Raw genomic sequence first — 16750 nt, forward strand, 5'->3', positions numbered from 1 at the left:
GGCGAGGTTCAGCGCCTCCGGCCGCCGCGCAGCTCCAGCCGCTCCCCCGGGAACCGCTCGCGGAAGCCCCGGTCGTGCGAGACCGCGACCACCGCTCCCGGGTACGCAGTGAGCGCCGTCTCCAGGTCCTCGACCAGGTCGAGCGCGACGTGGTTGGTCGGCTCGTCGAGGACGAGGAGGTCCGCGGGCCGGGTCACCAGGTTCGCGATCTGCAGCCGCCGCTGCTGCCCCGCGGACAGCGACGTGACCGGAACGTGCAGGTCGTCCTCACGGAACAGGCCCAGAGCCAGCAGCCGTTCGGCGTATTCCTCCGGCAGTCCGGGCCGTCCGGCCGCGAAGGCGGCGAGCAGCGGTAGCCGCGTGGAGCGCGCGGGCAGCTCCTGCGCCAGGTAGCCGATCCGGGCGGGGCGGCGTACCGCGCCCGCGTCCGGCTCCAGGTCGCCCGCCAGGACGCGCAGCAGCGTCGTCTTGCCCGCCCCGTTCTCGCCGGTGACGAGCAGCCGTTGGCCGGGCGCGATCGCCAGCAGTCCGTCCAGGTGCAGCCGCTCGCCGACCGCTATGCCGTCGAGCTCGGCGAGCGGGCGGTCGGCAGGGAGCTCGCCGCCTGCCGCCGACAGCGCCGCTGCGAACCGCAGTGGCTCCGGCGGCGCCGCCACCGGGTTGCGCCGCAGGTGGGCCAGGCGTTCGCGGACCGACCGCACCTGCCCGCCGAGTTTCGCCTCGTGCGAGCGGCGGTGCTTGCCGAAGCCCTGCTGCGGGTCCTTGCCTGTGGTGGCCAGCCGCCTCCCGGCGGCCTCCAGCAGTTCCTCGGTGCGGGCCACCTCCTGGAGCCACTCGGCGTGTTCCTGCTCCGCGCGGCGTCGGGCGGCGGCCTTCGCGGCGCGGTAACCGGCCCAGCCGTCGCCGTACCGATGGATCGTGCGCGCGTCCCGGTCCACTTCGAGGATCGTGGTGGCGATGCGCTCCAGGAAGCCGCGGTCGTGGGTGACCGCGACGACGGTGCCGCGGTGGGCACGCAGGTGCTTCTCGAGCCAGTGGACGGCCGTCGCGTCGAGGTGGTTCGTCGGCTCGTCGAGCAGCAGCAGTTCGGGGGCGGCGGCCAGCACGCAGGCGAGCGCGAGCCGCGACTGCTCGCCGCCGGAGAGCGAGCCGAGCACGCGGTCGCGGGTGATCCCGGCGAGCCCCAGCCCGTGCATGGCGGCGTCGACACGGGCGTCCGCCTCGTATCCGCCGCGTTCCTCGTACGCGAGGAGCAGCTCGCCATACGCGGCGAGTTCGCCCTCCGACGCTTCGCCGAGGCGCTCCTCCGCCGTGCGCAGCCGGCGCTCCATGTCGCGCAGTCCGGCGAGGGCGAGGTCGACGGCGTCCTGCACGGTGCGATCCGGGTCGAGGTCGAGGGTCTGGGCGAGGTGGCCGGTGCCGCCGGGGAAGCTGACGGTGATCTCTCCGGCGTCGGGCGCCTCGGCCGCGGCGAGCAGCCGCAGGAGGGTGGATTTGCCGGAGCCGTTCTCACCGATGACGGCGGCCTTCTCGCCCGGGCGGACGGTGAAGGACACCTGGTCGAGGACGGTCCGGGTGCCGTAGGACTTGGTGACGTCCTTGACGGACAGCTGCGCCACGGCAGCGGGCGCAGCGGTATGAGCGCGTTCGCGCATGTGACTTTCCCTGGGGATACGAAGGGTCTACGGGCAGCAGAAACGGCGGCGTCGGCCGTGCCCGGACTCAGAGAAAGTAGAAGAAGTGCATGGACCCCACCGTAGCAAGACGATGCGTCTCGCCTCTACTCGTTTAATGCCGGGGTCCACGGAATGGGGGGGCGCTCTTCGGGGTCGTCTTCGGGCCCTCTTCGGGGCGCCCTCCCATTTCCAGGCGGCAGGGACTGCCGCCACCCGCTCTCCGTTCCCGCTACCCGCTCCCGTTACCCGCGCAGGAAGCCGTCCCCGTGGATGGCGATATGGGCTTCCAGGGCGGCGAGCGCATCGTGGGTCGCCTGCGGTGAGCCCGAGCCGCTCCGCTCCGCGTAATAGGCCGCGCCGAGCTTCTGGAGCAGGTCGTTTCCGGCTCGCTTCTGGTGGACCTCGTCCACCTTCTGCTTCCCCTGGTTGAGGGCGCTCTGGGCCTGCTCCTTGGCCCGGTCGAGGAATCCAGCCATGCCAACCTCCACAGTTCGGTGTCCGATCCCTACCCCTGCCCGTTCGGACAGGATTCGAACTTGACCAAGGTTTCCCAGTTCGGCGGAAGCCTGCCGTGCACGAGGAGCCCGTGTACTGGTTCGGTCCCGGTCGGCCACCCCGGTGACGGTACAGGGCCGCCATGTGTGAAGGTGGGCTCTGCCGAGCAGGGCCGTGTACGTATGGGGGATGTCGTGAGTCAGGTGCTCTATAGCGAGAGGTCGTGGAATCCGCTGGCGCGGACCGTGGAGCTGACCGAGGAGCAGTTGCGGAGGGGCGGCAGGGCCACGCCGTTGAGCGAGCTGAACCTCGGCGCCATGGCCGAAGCGTTCCTGCGCTCGTGCTGGCTCGGGGCCGGCGGGGCGGAGCGCCCGCTGGAGCGGTTCGCCGACGGGCCCGGGATCGTACCGGTCATCCGCGTGACCGGTACGTCCACGCCGGTGAAGGTGCGGGAGGCCGCCGTGTTCGCCCGCACGCTGGGAGAGCTGGCCGTACGGCAGTGCGGTGGGCCCGGGCAGGTGGCCGCCCTGGAAGCCCGGGCCCGGGCGGAGGGCGTACCCCTGTGGATCGCGCGGCGGTACGCGCCGGGGCCCGCCGGGCCGGTCGCCGTCGCCGTGGACCGGCGTCTGGTGCGCGTGGACGTCTGGGGTCCTGGTGCCCCCGCCGTACGGATCCGGGCGCCGCACGGCTTCTACCGCGAGTCCCCCGGACCGTCCAACGGCCTGCACCTGACGGTCGGCGACGTTTCGGCGGAGCTCAGCCTCAAGAAGAAGCTGCGCAAGTCCAAGAGCTCCGTGGAGGTGCGACTGCACGGGCAGCACTGGGTGCTGCGGCGGGAGAACACGGCGAGTTCGTGGCTGCTGCGCAACGAACAGCGTGTCGCCCTGCTGACGCGTCCCCCGCGCCGCCCGGTGCTCGAACCGGGCGCGGTGCTGCTGCCGCTGGCCCACGTGCAATACGAGAGCCCCGACCCGCTGGATGCCGTCATGGCGCAGGTCTTCGCCGTGGCCTTCGGGCTCGGGGACACGACGGGCTACGCGCGGTTCCGGGCGGAGCGGCAGCGTCCGGTGCACGGAGGCGAGCCGATCGCCACCGACGCGGGATGGGACCGTCCCTGGTTCACCAACCTCGGGAGGGGCAGCGACGACAACGAGCCCGGCGGCGGCGACGGCTGGGGTGCGGACGGCGGCGACAGCGGGGACAGCGGAGGAGGCGGCGACGGGGGCGGGGACGGCGGAGGCGGGGGCGACGGCGGCGGTGGGGGCGGCGACTAGCCGGCGGCCCCCGCCGACCGGCGCGTGGCGTTGAGGCTGCCGAGCAGGCAAAGCGCCTGGGAGCTGGGGCTTCCCGGTTCCGCGTGGTAGATCACGACCTGCTGGCCGGGCGCTCCGCGGACGTCGAAGGAGTGGTAGGCGAGGGAGAGGCGCCCGACCTCGGGATGGACGAGTTCTTTGGCACCGTGCGTCTTTCCGTAGACGGTGTGCGAGTGCCAGAGCCCGGCGAATTCCTCGCTCGTCCCGGTCAGGGCTCGCACCAGGTCGTGCAGGCGCGGGTAGTGCGGTTCGAGGCCGGTGGCCCGGCGCAGGCTGGAGACGACCGCCTCGGCGGCCTGGTGCCACTGCGCGTAGAAGCTGCGGCCTGCCGGGTCGAGGAAGGTCATGCGGGCCAGGTTGTCCGCCTTCCCGAACGGGGAGAAGAGCGCCTCGGCCAGGTCGTTCGCGGCCAGGAGGTCCAGCGCCGGGTTGAGGACGATCGCCGGGGTGTTCGTGTACCCGCTCAGCAGTTGGCTCAGCACCGGGCTGACCGTCTCTCTCGGCTGTGCCCGGTGACCGTCCGGCAGGGTGCCCGCCAGTCGGTACAAGTGGTCGCGTGCCTCGGGGTCCATGTGCAGGGCGCCGCTGATCGCGTCGAGGATCTGGGGTGACGGGCTCTGCTCGCGGCCCTGTTCCAGGCGGGCGTAGTAGTCGGTGTTCATGCCCGCCAGCACGGCGACCTCCTCCCGCCGCAGCCCGGCCACCCGGCTGAACGACCATCCGGACAGGTGGTGTTGACGTGACCGCACGAGCGTTGGCGATGTTGCAGGCGGCCGGGGCCGAACGGATCGAACACCCCGGCGGCACGCTACTGGCACACCTTGGGTGGGTCAGCGCCCTTCTCTCGTCGTGGAGCGCCCGCCCGGCGCTGGTGTCGGCCGGGCTGTGTCATGCGTTCTACGGGACCGACGGCTTCCCGGTCGCGCTGCTGGACCTGGGGCGCCGGGCGGAGCTGGCCGAGGCGATCGGCACGGAGGCCGAGGCGATCGTCTACTTCTACGCCTCCTGCGACCGGAAGTCCTCCTACCGCGGGCTGATCGACGATACGGGCCTGTGCACCGGCCTTTTCACCGACCGGTTCACCGGTGACCGGACGCGTCCGAGCCCCGAAGCCTGTCGGGACTTCGCCGAGCTCACCGCCGCGAACGAGCTGGACATCGCCGCGGTCAGCCCGCAGATGCGCGCCCTTCACGGCGCGCACCTGCTCGCGCTGTTCACCCGATGGCGGCCGCTGCTGTCCGAACGGGCCTGGGCGCACTGCCGCAGCGTGCTGGACCGGGCCGACCACTGACCGGCCGACGTCCGGATCCGGCCTGCTCACAAGGAAGCCGGCGCACCGCGACGGCCGGCGTCCCGTGGGGAAGCGGCGCACCCGCTCGGGGTGCGCCGCCTGCGCCCGTGAGGTCAGCCGATCGTGATCATTTTGGCGACGCTCGGAACCCCCGCCGCGTCGAGGGCGAAGAGCATGTAGGTGCCGGGCAGGGCCACGCCGGGATCGCCCGGGACGCTCAGCTCGTACGATGTGCCGCCCGTCTGCCGGAAGGTCAGCGGGACTCTCCGCTGGTCGTTGTCGACCGAGTGGGTCGCCGCTCCGGCTCGTACCAGGGAGAAGGCGGTGACCGGCTTGTCGGTCGTCACCGGCAGGACGGCGCCGTTGGCGACCCTGGCGGGCGGAGTGCTGGTGAAGGCCGGGCGGGGCTTCCGGCTGCCGTCCGGGTTGAGGAGGTACGGCGGGGTGAAGACGGCCCCGTCGGCGTGGTTGGTCGCGCAGTCACCGCACAGCCCTCCCCCGCCCGAGAAGATCCGTCCGTCGGGCAGCAGGTTCGCCACGCTGTGGTAGTTGCGCGGGACGGCCATGCTGGCCGTCTTGGTGAAGGCGCCCGTCGCCGGGTCCCAGATCTCCGGGGTCATCACCGAGGTGGCGTCGCTGAAGGGGACGGGGTAGGACTGCCCGCCGAACACCGCCACCTTGCCGTCCGGCATGACGACGCTGTTGCCGAACGAGCGGGCGTAGGCCATGTCGCCCGTACGCTTGCTCACCGGCCGGGTGCCGTCACCGAGGTCGACGGTGTAGGCGCGGCGGGTGGCGTTCGCGTTCTCGTACGCGGTGGCGCCGCCGAGGGTGAGGAGCTTGCCGATGTCGTAGGAGACGGCGTTGCCGTTCATGGCGTCCGGGCTGTCGGCACGCGTCCCCGCAGGCGTGACGGTGCCGTTGCCGGTGGTGTCGATCCAGTTCAGCTGTTTGCTCGGCCCGAGCTGCAGCACCCGGCCGCGGGAAGTGGCGTGCAGCCACTGGTGGTTGTCGGCCCGGTAGGGGCCGGCGGGGTCGGCGGTCATGGTGCCCTTGGCGGATACGCCGGGAAGCCTCCGCCACTTCCCGGTCGCCGGGGACCACACCTCGCCGTCCTTGTCCCCGCGGGCACCGCTCCACGATCCGCCGAGCACGAACGCGTCGCCGTTCGAGAGCAGGGTCATGGCCTGGTAGCCGCGCGGGATGTTCATCTCGCCGGTGGCGGACCAGGTGTCGGTGCGCGGGTCGTAGATGCTGGCGCGGGACGCGTTGCTGCCGCCGGTGACCAGCACCCGGCCGTCGGAGAGCACGGCGATGCCGGGGCAGAACATGTCGTGGCCGGTGTTGTCGACCCGGCGCTGGGTGACCTGCCCGGTGCCGAGGTCCATGATGGCGGTCTGGGTGTACCCGTTGCTGCCCCCGAACCGGTCGATGGCGTACGCGGACCAGGCCAGCAGCTTGTTGTTCGGCAGGACGGCAGTGGCCACGGGGACGAGCGGGAAGCCGGTGACCCGGTCCCAGGCACCCGAGACGGAGGGATCGGCGGGTCCGCTCAGCCGGACCTCGGCGGCGGAGCTCCACGGGCCGCGCTTGCCGGCCTCGGTGGTGGCGGTCAGCCGGACGAACCGGGCCGGGACCGGCCGGGCGAACGTGGTGCTCTTGACGGTGTCGTCGTCCTTCCACACGCCACTGGCCACGGGGCTTCCGAAAGAGGCCCCGTCGAGGCTGGTGGCGACGGAGTACGCGCCGATGCGCCCGTTGGCCCCGGACCCGGACTTCCGGGGTTGATAGGTGAGCGCCGAGACGGTCTGCGTGCGGTGCATGTCGATGGTGACGGAGTGGGGCAGCGGGGCCACGCTCCCCGACCAGCGGCTGTGCCAGATGGTGTCGGCGTCTCCGTCCAGGATGTTGGCGGCGCGGTTGTCGGCCTGCGCCGTCTCCTCGTCGCTCGCGGCGGCCGTCCAGCCGGTGGTCGGCAGGTCGACGACGGAGGCGGGCAGCCCCGGGTCGCCCAGCAGCCGGATCTCGGCGGCGGAGCTCCAGGGCCCGCGGTTGCCCGCTTCGGATGTGGCGGTCAGCCGGACGAACCGGGCGCCGCGGGCGGCGAAGCTCAGCGTCTTGGTGGTCGTGTCGTCGGCCAGGGTGCCGCCTGCGACGGCCGCGCCCCAGTTCTGCCCGTCGGTGCTGAGGTGGATGGCGTACTCGCCGACGCGGCCGTTGGGACTGTCGGTGCGCGGCTGGTAGAGGAGCGCGGACACCACCTCGGTGCGGTGCATGTCGATGACGAGGGAGTGCGGCAGCGGCGCCGCGCTCCCCGACCACCGGCTGTGCCAGAGGGTGTCGGCCCTGCCGTCCAGGACGTTGGCGGCGCGGTTGTCGGCCTGCGCCGTCTCCTCGTCGCTCGCGGAGGCGGTCCAGCCCGCCCTGGAGAGGACGGGCGCCGCCGGCTCCATGGCCGAGGCGGGGGCGGCGGCGTGGTGCGGGCGTGGCGGGCGGTCGCCGTGGGTGCCGTGGGTGCCGTGGTCCTCGGCTGCGGCCCCGCCGCCGCGCGCGCCCAGTACGGGCAGCAGCGCGACGATGACCGCCACCAGGGCGATCAGGACGAGCCCTTGGGATCTGAGACGGGAACGGCTGAGCAGGCTGGATCTGCGGCGTTTGGATCTGTGGTGTCTGGATCTGCGGAAGGAGTTGAGTAACACATCGGCTCCTGGAGGGCCTGGCCCGGCCCGGAGGACCAGGCACTGGGTCAGTACGGGCGGTATCCCGCAACCGGGATGGAAGAGGTCACTCTTCTTGCCGGGGAGAGGGGTGTAAAGACGTCAATCCGGCCGATGCGTCGCCGATCCCGTCCGCCGTCACCGGCGTAGCCGCACGGGCGTACCGGGTACGCACAAGGGGGCTGGGGCGACAGCAACAGCAACAGCAACAGCAACAGCAACAGCAACAGCCGATGCCTTCGCTGCAGCCCTCAGCGCGCTCCGCACCCCGCACCCCGAGGAGCCTCAGATGCCGGAGCGGTCCGACGCCCCGCACCGCCTCGACCCGACAGGAGCCGGCCAGCATGCGGCCAACGAGCGGTTGCGCGCACGGGGCCCCGCGGTTCCCGTGGTGCTGCCCGGCGAGGTCGCCGCTTTCGCGGTCACCCGGCACGAGGAGCTCAAGGCGTTCCTCGCCCACCCCGACGTCGCCAAGAACGCCCGCCACTTCACGGCGCTGCGCGAGGGCGGCATACCGGCGGGCTGGCCGCTGGCCACCTTCGCCACCGTCGAGGGCATGACCACTGCGGACGGGGACGACCACCGGCGGCTGCGCGGGCTGGTCACCCAGGTGTTCACCCCTCGGCGCATCGAGGGGTTACGGCCTCGCGTCGAGGAGCTCACGGCCCGGCTGCTGCACACGCTCGGCGAGGCCGCGCAGGACCGTGGAACGGGGACCTCCGGGGTGGTCGACCTGCGTGAGCACTTCGCCCTTCCCCTGCCCATGGCCGTCATCTGCGAACTGCTCGGCGTGGACACGGACTTGCAGGGCAGCCTGCACCGGCTGTCGAGTCTGATCGTGAGCACCACGACCACCCCGGAGCGCGCCCTGGCCGCCAACCGCGAGATGGCCGACGTCCTCGGCCTCGTCGTCGCCCGGCGCCGTGCGGCCCCGGGCGACGACCTCACCAGCGCCCTCCTGGCCGCACAGGCCGAGGACGGCGACCGGCTCACCGGCCGCGAACTGGTCGGCACCCTGCTGCTGATGGTCATCGCCGGGCACGAGACCACGCTCAACCTCATCGCCAACGCGGTACGGGCCCTGTGCACGCACCCGGAGCAGCTGGCGCCGGTACGCGCGGGGAAGTCCGGCTGGGGCGACGTGGTCGAGGAGACCCTTCGTTACGACAGCCCGGTGAGCTTCTTCCCCTTCCGCTACCCCACCCGCGACCTGGAGGTCGGTGACACGGTCATCCCCCGGGGCGTCCCGGTGCTCGCCTCGTACACCGCCGCGGGCCGTGACGAGCGTGCGTACGGCCCGGACGCGGCCCGCTTCGACGTCACCCGCCGGCCCGCGGCCCGCCACCTCTCCTTCGGTCACGGCCCGCACTACTGCCTGGGCGCACAGCTGGCCCGGCTGGAGGCGACGACCGCCCTGGAGGCCCTGTTCGACCGCTACCCCGGCCTCGCGCTGGCCGCCCCCGACCACGACCTACCTCGGCACCCGAGCTTCGTGGGCAACAGCACGGAAGTACTTCCGGTCAGGCTTCACCCGTAGCCACGGGCAGCGTCGCTCCAGCGGGGCACAGCGAATGGGGCGGATGGGGCGGATGAGACGGGCGGCAGTTCAGGACAGCCGGCCGTCGTAGTCGGGCAGCTTGAAGGCCTTCTCGTAGAAGCCGCCCGCGAAGTCGGTGGACCGGTTGCCGATGTTGGCGGTGATCGTATAGCCGTCGTGGGTGAGTTCCCCGCGGCAGCGCTCCTTGCCCTCCTCCTTGCTCTCCCCGTGTTCGCGCGTGCATATGGCGTCCACGGGGTAGCCGGCGTTCTTCAGCTCCTTCCGGGCGGACGAGGAGGAGGTGCGGGCAGTGACGAACAGCACCGACACCCGGTGCTCCTTCGCCCATTGGGCCACCTTGAGCACCGGCTTGTTGGGCTGTCCCGGGTGGTAGTGGGTCTCCAGCGCGGTGTTGTCGATGTCCAGCACGACGGCGAGCCTTCCGCCACCCCGGCCGACGCGGTCCTGGAGCCACGGGATGGCCGGGCCGGTGGCCTTCCGGACGTCGGCCTGCCAGGTCTCGTATCCGGGCACGGCCCGCTGCGAGGGGGCTTCGGAGGCGGAGGCCGAAGCCGAAGCCGAAGCCGAGGCCCACGCCGAAGCGGTGCCCGGTAGCGCGGCCGGCAGGGCGAGAGCCGCCAGGGCGGCGAAGGCGGCAGTGCGGAGCTTCCCGACGAACATCAACCTTGTTCCTTCCGGTCTTCCGGGGTGCAACATGTCCGTCGGCAAGATCATCACCGTAAGAGGGCGCCCGGGCGACCGAAAAGTTGCGGGAGGGTGAAGAGGGCGGGGCCGTCACCCACTTGAGGGGTGTCACTGTGCGCCTACGGCTTCGTACCGGTTCCCGGCTGCATGCTCGACTCCATGATCTCGTCCCACCGGCCTCCGCCGGCCCGCGTCCGCGCCGGCATCGGCATCGGCCTGCTCGTGGTGGCCGCATCGGCCGCCTCCGCTGCCGCCGCCCTCGCGTCTCCCGCCTCTCCCGCCCCGCCGGCACCGGCGCACTCGTCCGCCGTCGGGCAGGCCGTCGGCGTGACCTGCAATGCCTTCGGGCCGACGCTGTTCGTCCGTGTTCCCTCGGAGCTCTCTTCCCTTCCCGCAGCAGCCACTCCGGAGCTGAAGGGCTTCCCCGAGTGCCTTCACGGGATGAACCCCTCCGGAGACTGAGCCCCGTTCGCCTTTGCGTTACGCGAACGGCAACCCGGCGAGCGTGGGCCACAGTTGCGGATCCTCGAAGTCCAGGGCCCACAGTGCGGTGTGCTCGACTCCGTACTTGCGCAGGACGGGCAGATGGGCGGCGATCCCCCGCGCGTCCTGGTACCAGACCTCACGCTCCCGGCCGCCCTCGGCGTAGGTGAAGTGCGGGGTTCTGGAGCCGGGGTCGAGGGCGTAGGGCGCGCCGACGCGCTGTCGCAGCGCCTCCGCCTCGCGGGACGTGCGGTGGGTGGCGCGGGCGGAGTCGCCCACGCGGTGGTCCCAGCCGTAGGCGGGGATGCCCATCTCGATCTTCCGCGCGGGTACGCGCGCCGTCGCGTAGCGCAGGATGTCCTCATACCAGGCCGGGCTGGAGAGCGGGCCGGGCGGGTCCAGGGCGTTGTGCAGGTTGTAGCCCATGATCCGCAGGCGGTCGAGGGTGCGGCCGAGGTGCGCGTAGTCGTAGACCGGGCCCTCGTCGCGCGTCGCCGTACGGGGGAAGACGGCGGCCGTGCACTCCTTGTGCAGGGCGTGCAGGCGACCGCACACCTCGGTGACCAGGGAGTTGAAGCCCGTACGCACCTGCTCGACGACGGCCGGGGCGAGGCCCTTCTCGTTCATCTTCTCGTAGTCGAGGTCGAGGCCGTCGTACGGGCGGCCGGTGGCCAGGCGCACCAGGGTCTCGACGTGCGCAGCGCGGCTCTCCGGGTCGCCCGTCAGGCGTGCCATGGCGGCGGCGTCCAGGCTCTCGGTGACGGTCGGCACCACCTTGATCCCGGCCCGGTGCAGCCCGTCGAGCACGGCTCGGTCGCCTGCGCCGGCGTGCTCCTCGATGCGGTCCGCGGCGGTGGCCTCGTACCAGAAGGGGCTGACGGTGTGGAGCTGATCGGCGTGGGCGAGCGCGTCCTGGTAGGCGCCCGCTTCCCAGAACGGCAGCCAGGCGGAGACGGTGCGCTGCTCCGAGGTCCGGGAGGCGGACGGCCCGGTGGTCGCGGTGGCGGTGGCCGTGGCAGTAGCAGTGGCAGAAGCGGGAAGCAGCGCGCTCAGGAGGGCGATGCATCCGGTCAGGACGGCGGCGTGTCTGCGGGCCATTCACCCAGCGTGGTACGTGGGTGTCCGGCGGGCGAGCCGCGCTGGCCCACCCGGGGCTTCCGGGGGGGGCGGGTTCCTCGCCGGGCCGGACCGGGCCGACGACCAGGCTGATAACTGGACCACTGGCCGGTCGGCTGCCGGGCAGCGGCCCGTTTGACAGGCCCTGCCCCACGGCGCGTACCGGAAGAAGAGCGCCCCGGGGAGCCCGGCGGGCGGCTCCGTGAGGGCACTTGTGGATGTGACCCGCATCACGAACCACCATCGTGAGGATCGGCGTCCCGGTGGATCTGCTGCGGTCGAGCCTCAACTACCACCTGCTGAAACTCGGCCTCACCTGTCCCACGTTCCACTCGGCACTGCCCAAGCTCTTCCGGCGACTGTACGACTACATCCGCTACATCCGCTACATCCGCGGAAATAGGCCGCGCCGGGATCCGGATCTCGTCGGCCGTCGGTCGACGTGCGCCCGGGGAACCACCACAGCTGCACCACCTCTCTTGAGTTCGACACCTCTCTTGAGTCCGATATATCCGGTGTATCCGATATGCCGGATATTAAGGACGCCTGCATCACGCAACCGTCAAGACCGCGAGCACTTCACGGCCATACGAAGGCCACCGGCCAGTTGAGCGCAGTCAACCGGCCACCGCCCGTAACCCCCGAAAACCACCCGCACCACTCCGATAGCATGATCCGACTCATGACGAGCAGCCCATCGCCCGTCCTTCACCGGAAAACAGGCTATCCGGCACGAAGAGTGACATATTTAACTGACAACTAACAAATCGGCCAAATAATTGATATCTATAGCATCGCGGGTGTTTTCGCGAATAAACAGCAGAATGACGTTCGCCGCCTGGCGTCGACCACGGACGATACTGTGGGCCACGGTGGTCGTGGTGGCCCTCGGATTCTTCATCACGCTGGAGATCGCCGCACGTCATTACGGCCTTCCGGGGCCGATGACCAACCAGGCGAAAGAGGTGATACTCGCCCCCAAATCGGGACCGCTGTTGTACGCCAGCATGGCGTTGATGATGGTGGTTCTCACCTGGCGGGAGCGATTCATCGCGGCCGGGGTCGCAGTCGGCATCGACATCATCTTCTTTCTGGTGCGGTGGGCCGTCGACGCCAAGATGATGTTCGGCAACGGCGCGCTGTGGGTGATATTGGGCTTTGCCGTCATCGCTGTCACGCGCCGCACCGGCCGGGAACGGATCCTGCTGCTGAAGGCCGTCGGACTGGGCCTGCTCCTGGTGGCCGGCCGTAAGACGGGCGACACCTGGCTGCTCATCACGTCGAAGACCCGCCCGACGGTGCTCGACCAGTACGTGGCGGTCGCCGATCACGCGCTGGGCAACCCGTCGTGGGTGGCGGGCAAGATCGTCGAGGCCACCGGCACGGTCGGCGAGCACGTCCTCGACTACGTCTACATCCAGCTCGCGGTGGCCGCGGTCCTCGTCACGCTGTACCAGCTGCGCAACGTGGCGGCCGAGCGCCGCTTCCCGAGCCATCACCTGGTGCGCACATTCCTGGTGATCGGCCTCCTCGGGCCGGGCATTTACATGATCTTCCCGGTGGTCGGACCGATCTTCGCGTACGGCGCCGACGGCGGGCACTGGGCGGTGGCCGACCTGTGGCCGAACACGCCGACGCCCCTCAGCGCCCCGCACGCGATGCCGTTCGACGAGATCACCCCGCGCAACTGCATGCCCAGCCTCCACACGGCGTGGGCCACCGCGATCTTCATTCATTCCCGCAAGGGCCCGCGCCTGCTCCGGTTCGGAGGCACGTTCTGGCTGATCGCCACGCTCGGCGCGACGCTGGGATTCGGATACCACTACGGCACGGACATCATCGCCGGTGTGGTGTTCACCCTCACGATCGAGGCGGCACTGCGCTCGCAGGTACGCGGCTGGGACCGGGCGGGAATCCAGTTGGTCGCCTACGGTGCGGTGGTCTTCACCGCGTTCTTGGTGTCCTACCGCTATCTGCCGATGGAAATGGCCGAAAATCCGTGGATATTCGGGCCGCTTCTCATTCTGGCGATGCTCTCGGTGATATACGGCTACGTACGGGCCACCAAGGCGTGGGAACCGAAGACCGCACCGGCACCGCAGCCGGAACCGCAGCCGGAACTGGTTTGACGCCACCGGCAGCACCCGGTCCTCCGAGGCGGCGACCACGGAGGACCGGGCCGGTCAACTGCCGGACTTGCTCCCTCCCCCATGGGCATCACGTGGATTTCCTACCGCGCGAAGGGCTCACGGGCGGAGGGAGCACGCGTATGCGGACCGTCCACGGACACCCGGCGCCGGCCGGACCTCAGCAGCCGTGGCCGGCCCGGTCCCGGATGTCGGCCGCGCTCGCGGGCAGCGCGGAGACGGCGAGTGCGGCGGCAGCGGTCAGCGCCGCCGCGCCGGATCCTGGGCTTGCCGGGAGAGAACGGTGACGGCCACGGATACCGCGGCCAGAGCGGTGACCGCGACGCCGGGTGTGAGGTACTGGGCGACGCTGCCGGCGATCGCGGCGCCGATGCCCTGCCAGGTCATCCGGCCGGCGGACTCGACGCCCTGGACCTGGCCGCGGACCGGGTCGGGGGTCAGTCTCATGAGCTGCTCCTGCAGGGGCAGGGTGGCGGCGAACCCGGCGTCGGCGACGAACACCGCGGCCGTCGCCACCGGTGCGGGCGGGTGGAGGCCGAACAGCAGGTAGGGGGCGGCGAGCAGTAGCCGCAGGGCGAACGCGCAGCGGCGTCGCTGGTCGGCGGTGAGCAGTCGCCCGACGGTCAGATCCCCGATGAGCATGCCCGCCGACCCGGCGGCCAGGAGGACTCCGGCGTGGTCCGGGGAGTAGGAGATCAACAGGGCCTCGCAGCCGACGATCAGGCCGTTGGGAACCCACAGGTTCAGCAGCAGCACCCGTTGGCCGGGGTGGGAGAAGAGCGCGACGTTCGTCGCCCAGGTCTGTCGCAGGCCGGGCCGCCGCGTCAGTCGGATCGAGTGTTCCCGGGCGGTGGCGGCGACCACCACCAGCCCGAGTCCGGTCAGCGCTGCGGCGATGCCGAAGACTCCGTGCGGGCTCAGGTACCGCAGCAGCACGGCGCCCATGGCGTAGCCGAGGATCGACATGCCGCCGGACGTGATGTTCATCAGTGATCGCGCCAACGCGTAGGTGGAGGCCGGCACGACTTCGGCGAGCAGTCCCATCCGTGTGCCCGTTCCCAAGGACTGGAAGAAGCCCAGCATCAGGAGCAGCCCGAATCTGGCGGGCAGCGGCAGCCCCGGAATCGCCTGTGCGGCAACGCCCGCCAGCGAGACGCCCTGGAGTGCCAGGAGCGTCCGGCGGGGCCGGCTGCCGTCGGCGACCGACATCAGCGTCAGCGCACCGAACACCGTCGCGAACGTGGCGCCGTACATGCTCACGGCCGTCAGGAAGGGGGAATGCGTTCGGTGGTCGACCAGCGTCCCGAGTGCGAAGCCCGACAAGGTGCTCGCTCCGGCCGTCATGGTGAAGCTCGCGTAGAGGCCGGCGAACTCGCGGTTGCGGAGCAGGGCACGGTAACCGGGGGTGGGGAGGGGGGCAGGTTCGGTGGGTTCTGTGGCTTCGGGGGCTTGAGAAGGTTCGGATGTGTCAGAAGGCATGAAAAAAGCCTCCTGGCGAACCCGATGGGGCGCCGGAGGCGAACGCATGCATGTTAACAGACGGCTTCCGGGCCGCCTTTCGCCGCGGGACGGTCCGCGGTCGGCGGCCCCGGACGGGGCCGCGTACACGGCGAACGATCCGGATCTAGTCGGTGTTCTCGCCCACAGGAACCACGAGTCCGATGCTTTCGGCCGCCACGGCGACGGCGAAGTCGAAGAACGCGGCCTCGTCCCGGACGCTGTCGTGGGTGCGGCTGAAGACCTGGAACACCAGGAGCCCGATCAGGTTGCTCCACAGCACGATGCCGCGTTCGATGACGTCCGAGAACGGTGCGTCGGGCACGCCGCCGAAGAGCTCCACGGCTTCCGGGAGGAGCAGTGGCGGGCCTGCCACCGTGCGCCGGGGCGGGGTGAGTTCACCGGCCTCCAGCGCCGACCGCACGATCCCGGCCAGTACCACAGGGGTGCGGGACGCGGGCGGGACCGTGTCCTGCGGGGCGTGGTAGTCCGGCACGGGCGAGCCGTAGATCAGCGTGAACTCTGCGGGGTTGTCGAAGGACCACTTCCGCAGTGCGCGAGTGACCGCAAGGAGCCGAGCACCCGCCGACGCCCCGGCGTCCCCGGCCGTCCGGTCGGCCTGCTCCATCGCGGCGCCGGACTCGTTGTAGGCATCGATGACCAGCGCGGTCAGCAGGTCGTCGCGATGCGGGAAGACGGCTTCCACGTCGGTGACGTCAAGTCCGCTGCCTTCGGCAACGGCCTCCAGGGACAGTCCTCCTGCGCCCACTTTCAGCAGCAGCTGTCGTGCGGTGCTCTTGAGGCCCGCCGTCGACAGCCCGGTGTTCTCATCGTTCTCATCGGTGGTACTTGATCGGGATATATCCATGGCCGAACCGTACCTGTCGGTTGCAACAGCTCCGGGTACGTGGCCCCGCTACTCTGCCCTCCGTGATCAACTCAACTGCGAGACTTGACGATGCCGACGATGTTGACGTTGCGATAGCCGCCGCGCGTGCCGGTGCAGAGGCCGTGCACGCCAGGTACGGGCAGCGTCTCAGCCGTATGGACAAAGGTGCCGGGGACTTCGCCACTGACGCCGACGTGGCGGCCGAGGCGGCGATCCTCGACGTCATCCGTGCCGCGCGGCCCGAGGACGCGGTGCTCGGCGAGGAAGGCGGGCAGCACGGTGCGGCCGACGCGGTGCGCCAGTGGTTGGTGGACCCCTTGTGCGGCACGCTCAACTACGCCGTCGGCAACATGCTCGTCGCCGTCAACGTGGCATTGCGCAACGGTCCGGCCGCGGCGGCCGATCCGTTCAGTGGCGAGGTCTTCTTCACCGATGGTGACACCGCTTGGGTGCGGAGCGATGAGGGCGACAGCCGACTGGCCCCGACGGCGGCCACCCGGCTGGTGGACATGAACCTGGATCCGCCCTTTCCGGGCGCGCCCGGATTCAGGGCCGTGGACCTGCTCGCCCACCCCGGCTTCGTCGAACGGTTCCGGCCGCGCGTCGTGTCGACGACGCTGGCGCTGGCCTGGGTCGCGGCCGGCAAGCGTGCCGCGTACGTCACCGATGGCGGCGACCTGGCCGGGAACTTGCACTTCGCCGCCGGTATCGCTCTGTGCCGGGCCGCCGGCTGCGTCGTCACCGGAGTCGACGGCGCGCCGATCGGGCAGGGCGGGGAGGCGGACCAGAGCGGTCAGGGGCAGGTGGGGCGTGGGCTCGTAGCGGCCGCGGACGCCGAGACTCACAGCCTGCTGATGTCGATGATCCGCAGTCGGGGCTAAGGC

General features: G+C 71.0%; 14 protein-coding genes. 6 read left to right on the top strand and 8 right to left on the bottom strand.

The genetic code is table 11. The features are described from left to right. Positions 1 to 8 precede the first annotated feature (8 nt). Together abc-f and NQU55_RS24545 are read right to left on the bottom strand one after the other, a co-directional pair. Positions 9 to 1655: a ribosomal protection-like ABC-F family protein gene (abc-f, locus tag NQU55_RS24540; RefSeq protein WP_168096173.1), complete on the bottom strand. Its 1647-nt coding sequence runs from the start codon at positions 1653 to 1655 to the stop codon at positions 9 to 11. A gap of 263 nt (positions 1656 to 1918) precedes the next feature. Then, the gene (locus NQU55_RS24545) at positions 1919 to 2152 is read right to left on the bottom strand and encodes a hypothetical protein (RefSeq protein WP_256791140.1); all 234 of its coding nucleotides are present in this window, start codon (positions 2150 to 2152) and stop codon (positions 1919 to 1921) included. Between the two features lie 213 nt (positions 2153 to 2365). Between NQU55_RS24545 and NQU55_RS24550 the strand changes: the two genes are divergently transcribed. Continuing rightward, on the top strand, positions 2366 to 3445 hold the full coding sequence (locus NQU55_RS24550; RefSeq protein ID WP_168094241.1) for a hypothetical protein: 1080 nt from the start codon (positions 2366 to 2368) through the stop codon (positions 3443 to 3445). Here the strand turns inward: NQU55_RS24550 and NQU55_RS24555 are convergent. After that, entirely contained in the window at positions 3442 to 4233 is a 792-nt protein-coding gene (locus NQU55_RS24555) for a helix-turn-helix transcriptional regulator (RefSeq protein WP_256791141.1), read from the bottom strand. The two genes, NQU55_RS24550 and NQU55_RS24555, sit on opposite strands and share 4 nt — an antisense overlap. Between NQU55_RS24555 and NQU55_RS24560 the strand changes: the two genes are divergently transcribed. After that, the gene (locus NQU55_RS24560; RefSeq protein ID WP_372504797.1) at positions 4224 to 4775 is read left to right on the top strand and encodes a DUF6817 domain-containing protein; all 552 of its coding nucleotides are present in this window, start codon (positions 4224 to 4226) and stop codon (positions 4773 to 4775) included. The two genes, NQU55_RS24555 and NQU55_RS24560, sit on opposite strands and share 10 nt — an antisense overlap. Positions 4776 to 4888: 113 nt before the next feature. On the opposite strand, the gene NQU55_RS24565 is transcribed toward NQU55_RS24560, so the two are convergent. Beyond that, on the bottom strand, positions 4889 to 7363 hold the full coding sequence (locus NQU55_RS24565; RefSeq protein ID WP_256791142.1) for a discoidin domain-containing protein: 2475 nt from the start codon (positions 7361 to 7363) through the stop codon (positions 4889 to 4891). Between the two features lie 418 nt (positions 7364 to 7781). Here NQU55_RS24565 and NQU55_RS24570 point away from each other — a divergent pair, with 418 nt between their 5' ends. Further along, positions 7782 to 9029 carry a cytochrome P450 family protein gene (locus NQU55_RS24570; RefSeq protein ID WP_168094240.1) on the top strand — a complete coding sequence of 416 codons (1248 nt, stop codon included), beginning with the start codon at positions 7782 to 7784 and terminating at the stop codon, positions 9027 to 9029. A 69-nt stretch (positions 9030 to 9098) separates the two neighbouring features. On the opposite strand, the gene NQU55_RS24575 is transcribed toward NQU55_RS24570, so the two are convergent. After that, the gene (locus NQU55_RS24575; protein ID WP_256791143.1) at positions 9099 to 9710 is read right to left on the bottom strand and encodes an HAD family acid phosphatase; all 612 of its coding nucleotides are present in this window, start codon (positions 9708 to 9710) and stop codon (positions 9099 to 9101) included. Between the two features lie 183 nt (positions 9711 to 9893). Between NQU55_RS24575 and NQU55_RS24580 the strand changes: the two genes are divergently transcribed. Next, positions 9894 to 10196, top strand: coding sequence for a hypothetical protein (locus tag NQU55_RS24580; protein WP_168094238.1), 303 nt, complete (start codon positions 9894 to 9896; stop codon positions 10194 to 10196). Positions 10197 to 10214: 18 nt separating this feature from the next. Here the strand turns inward: NQU55_RS24580 and NQU55_RS24585 are convergent, their stop codons facing one another. After that, positions 10215 to 11315, bottom strand: a complete 1101-nt coding sequence (locus NQU55_RS24585) for a glycosyl hydrolase family 18 protein (protein WP_168094237.1) — start codon at positions 11313 to 11315, stop codon at positions 10215 to 10217. Positions 11316 to 12157: 842 nt separating this feature from the next. Here NQU55_RS24585 and NQU55_RS24590 point away from each other — a divergent pair. Beyond that, on the top strand, positions 12158 to 13462 hold the full coding sequence (locus NQU55_RS24590; RefSeq protein WP_256791144.1) for a phosphatase PAP2 family protein: 1305 nt from the start codon (positions 12158 to 12160) through the stop codon (positions 13460 to 13462). Between the two features lie 258 nt (positions 13463 to 13720). Here the strand turns inward: NQU55_RS24590 and NQU55_RS24595 are convergent, their stop codons facing one another. Further along, entirely contained in the window at positions 13721 to 14959 is a 1239-nt protein-coding gene (locus tag NQU55_RS24595; protein WP_168096306.1) for an MFS transporter, read from the bottom strand. Positions 14960 to 15104: 145 nt separating this feature from the next. After that, positions 15105 to 15845 carry a TetR-like C-terminal domain-containing protein gene (locus NQU55_RS24600; RefSeq protein WP_256791146.1) on the bottom strand — a complete coding sequence of 247 codons (741 nt, stop codon included), beginning with the start codon at positions 15843 to 15845 and terminating at the stop codon, positions 15105 to 15107. A 62-nt stretch (positions 15846 to 15907) separates the two neighbouring features. Between NQU55_RS24600 and NQU55_RS24605 the strand changes: the two genes are divergently transcribed. Next, positions 15908 to 16747, top strand: coding sequence for an inositol monophosphatase family protein (locus NQU55_RS24605; protein ID WP_168096308.1), 840 nt, complete (start codon positions 15908 to 15910; stop codon positions 16745 to 16747). The last annotated feature ends 3 nt before the right edge of the window (positions 16748 to 16750 follow it).

It is taken from the genome of Streptomyces telluris (assembly GCF_024519335.1).
GTDB lineage: Bacteria > Actinomycetota > Actinomycetes > Streptomycetales > Streptomycetaceae > Streptomyces > Streptomyces telluris.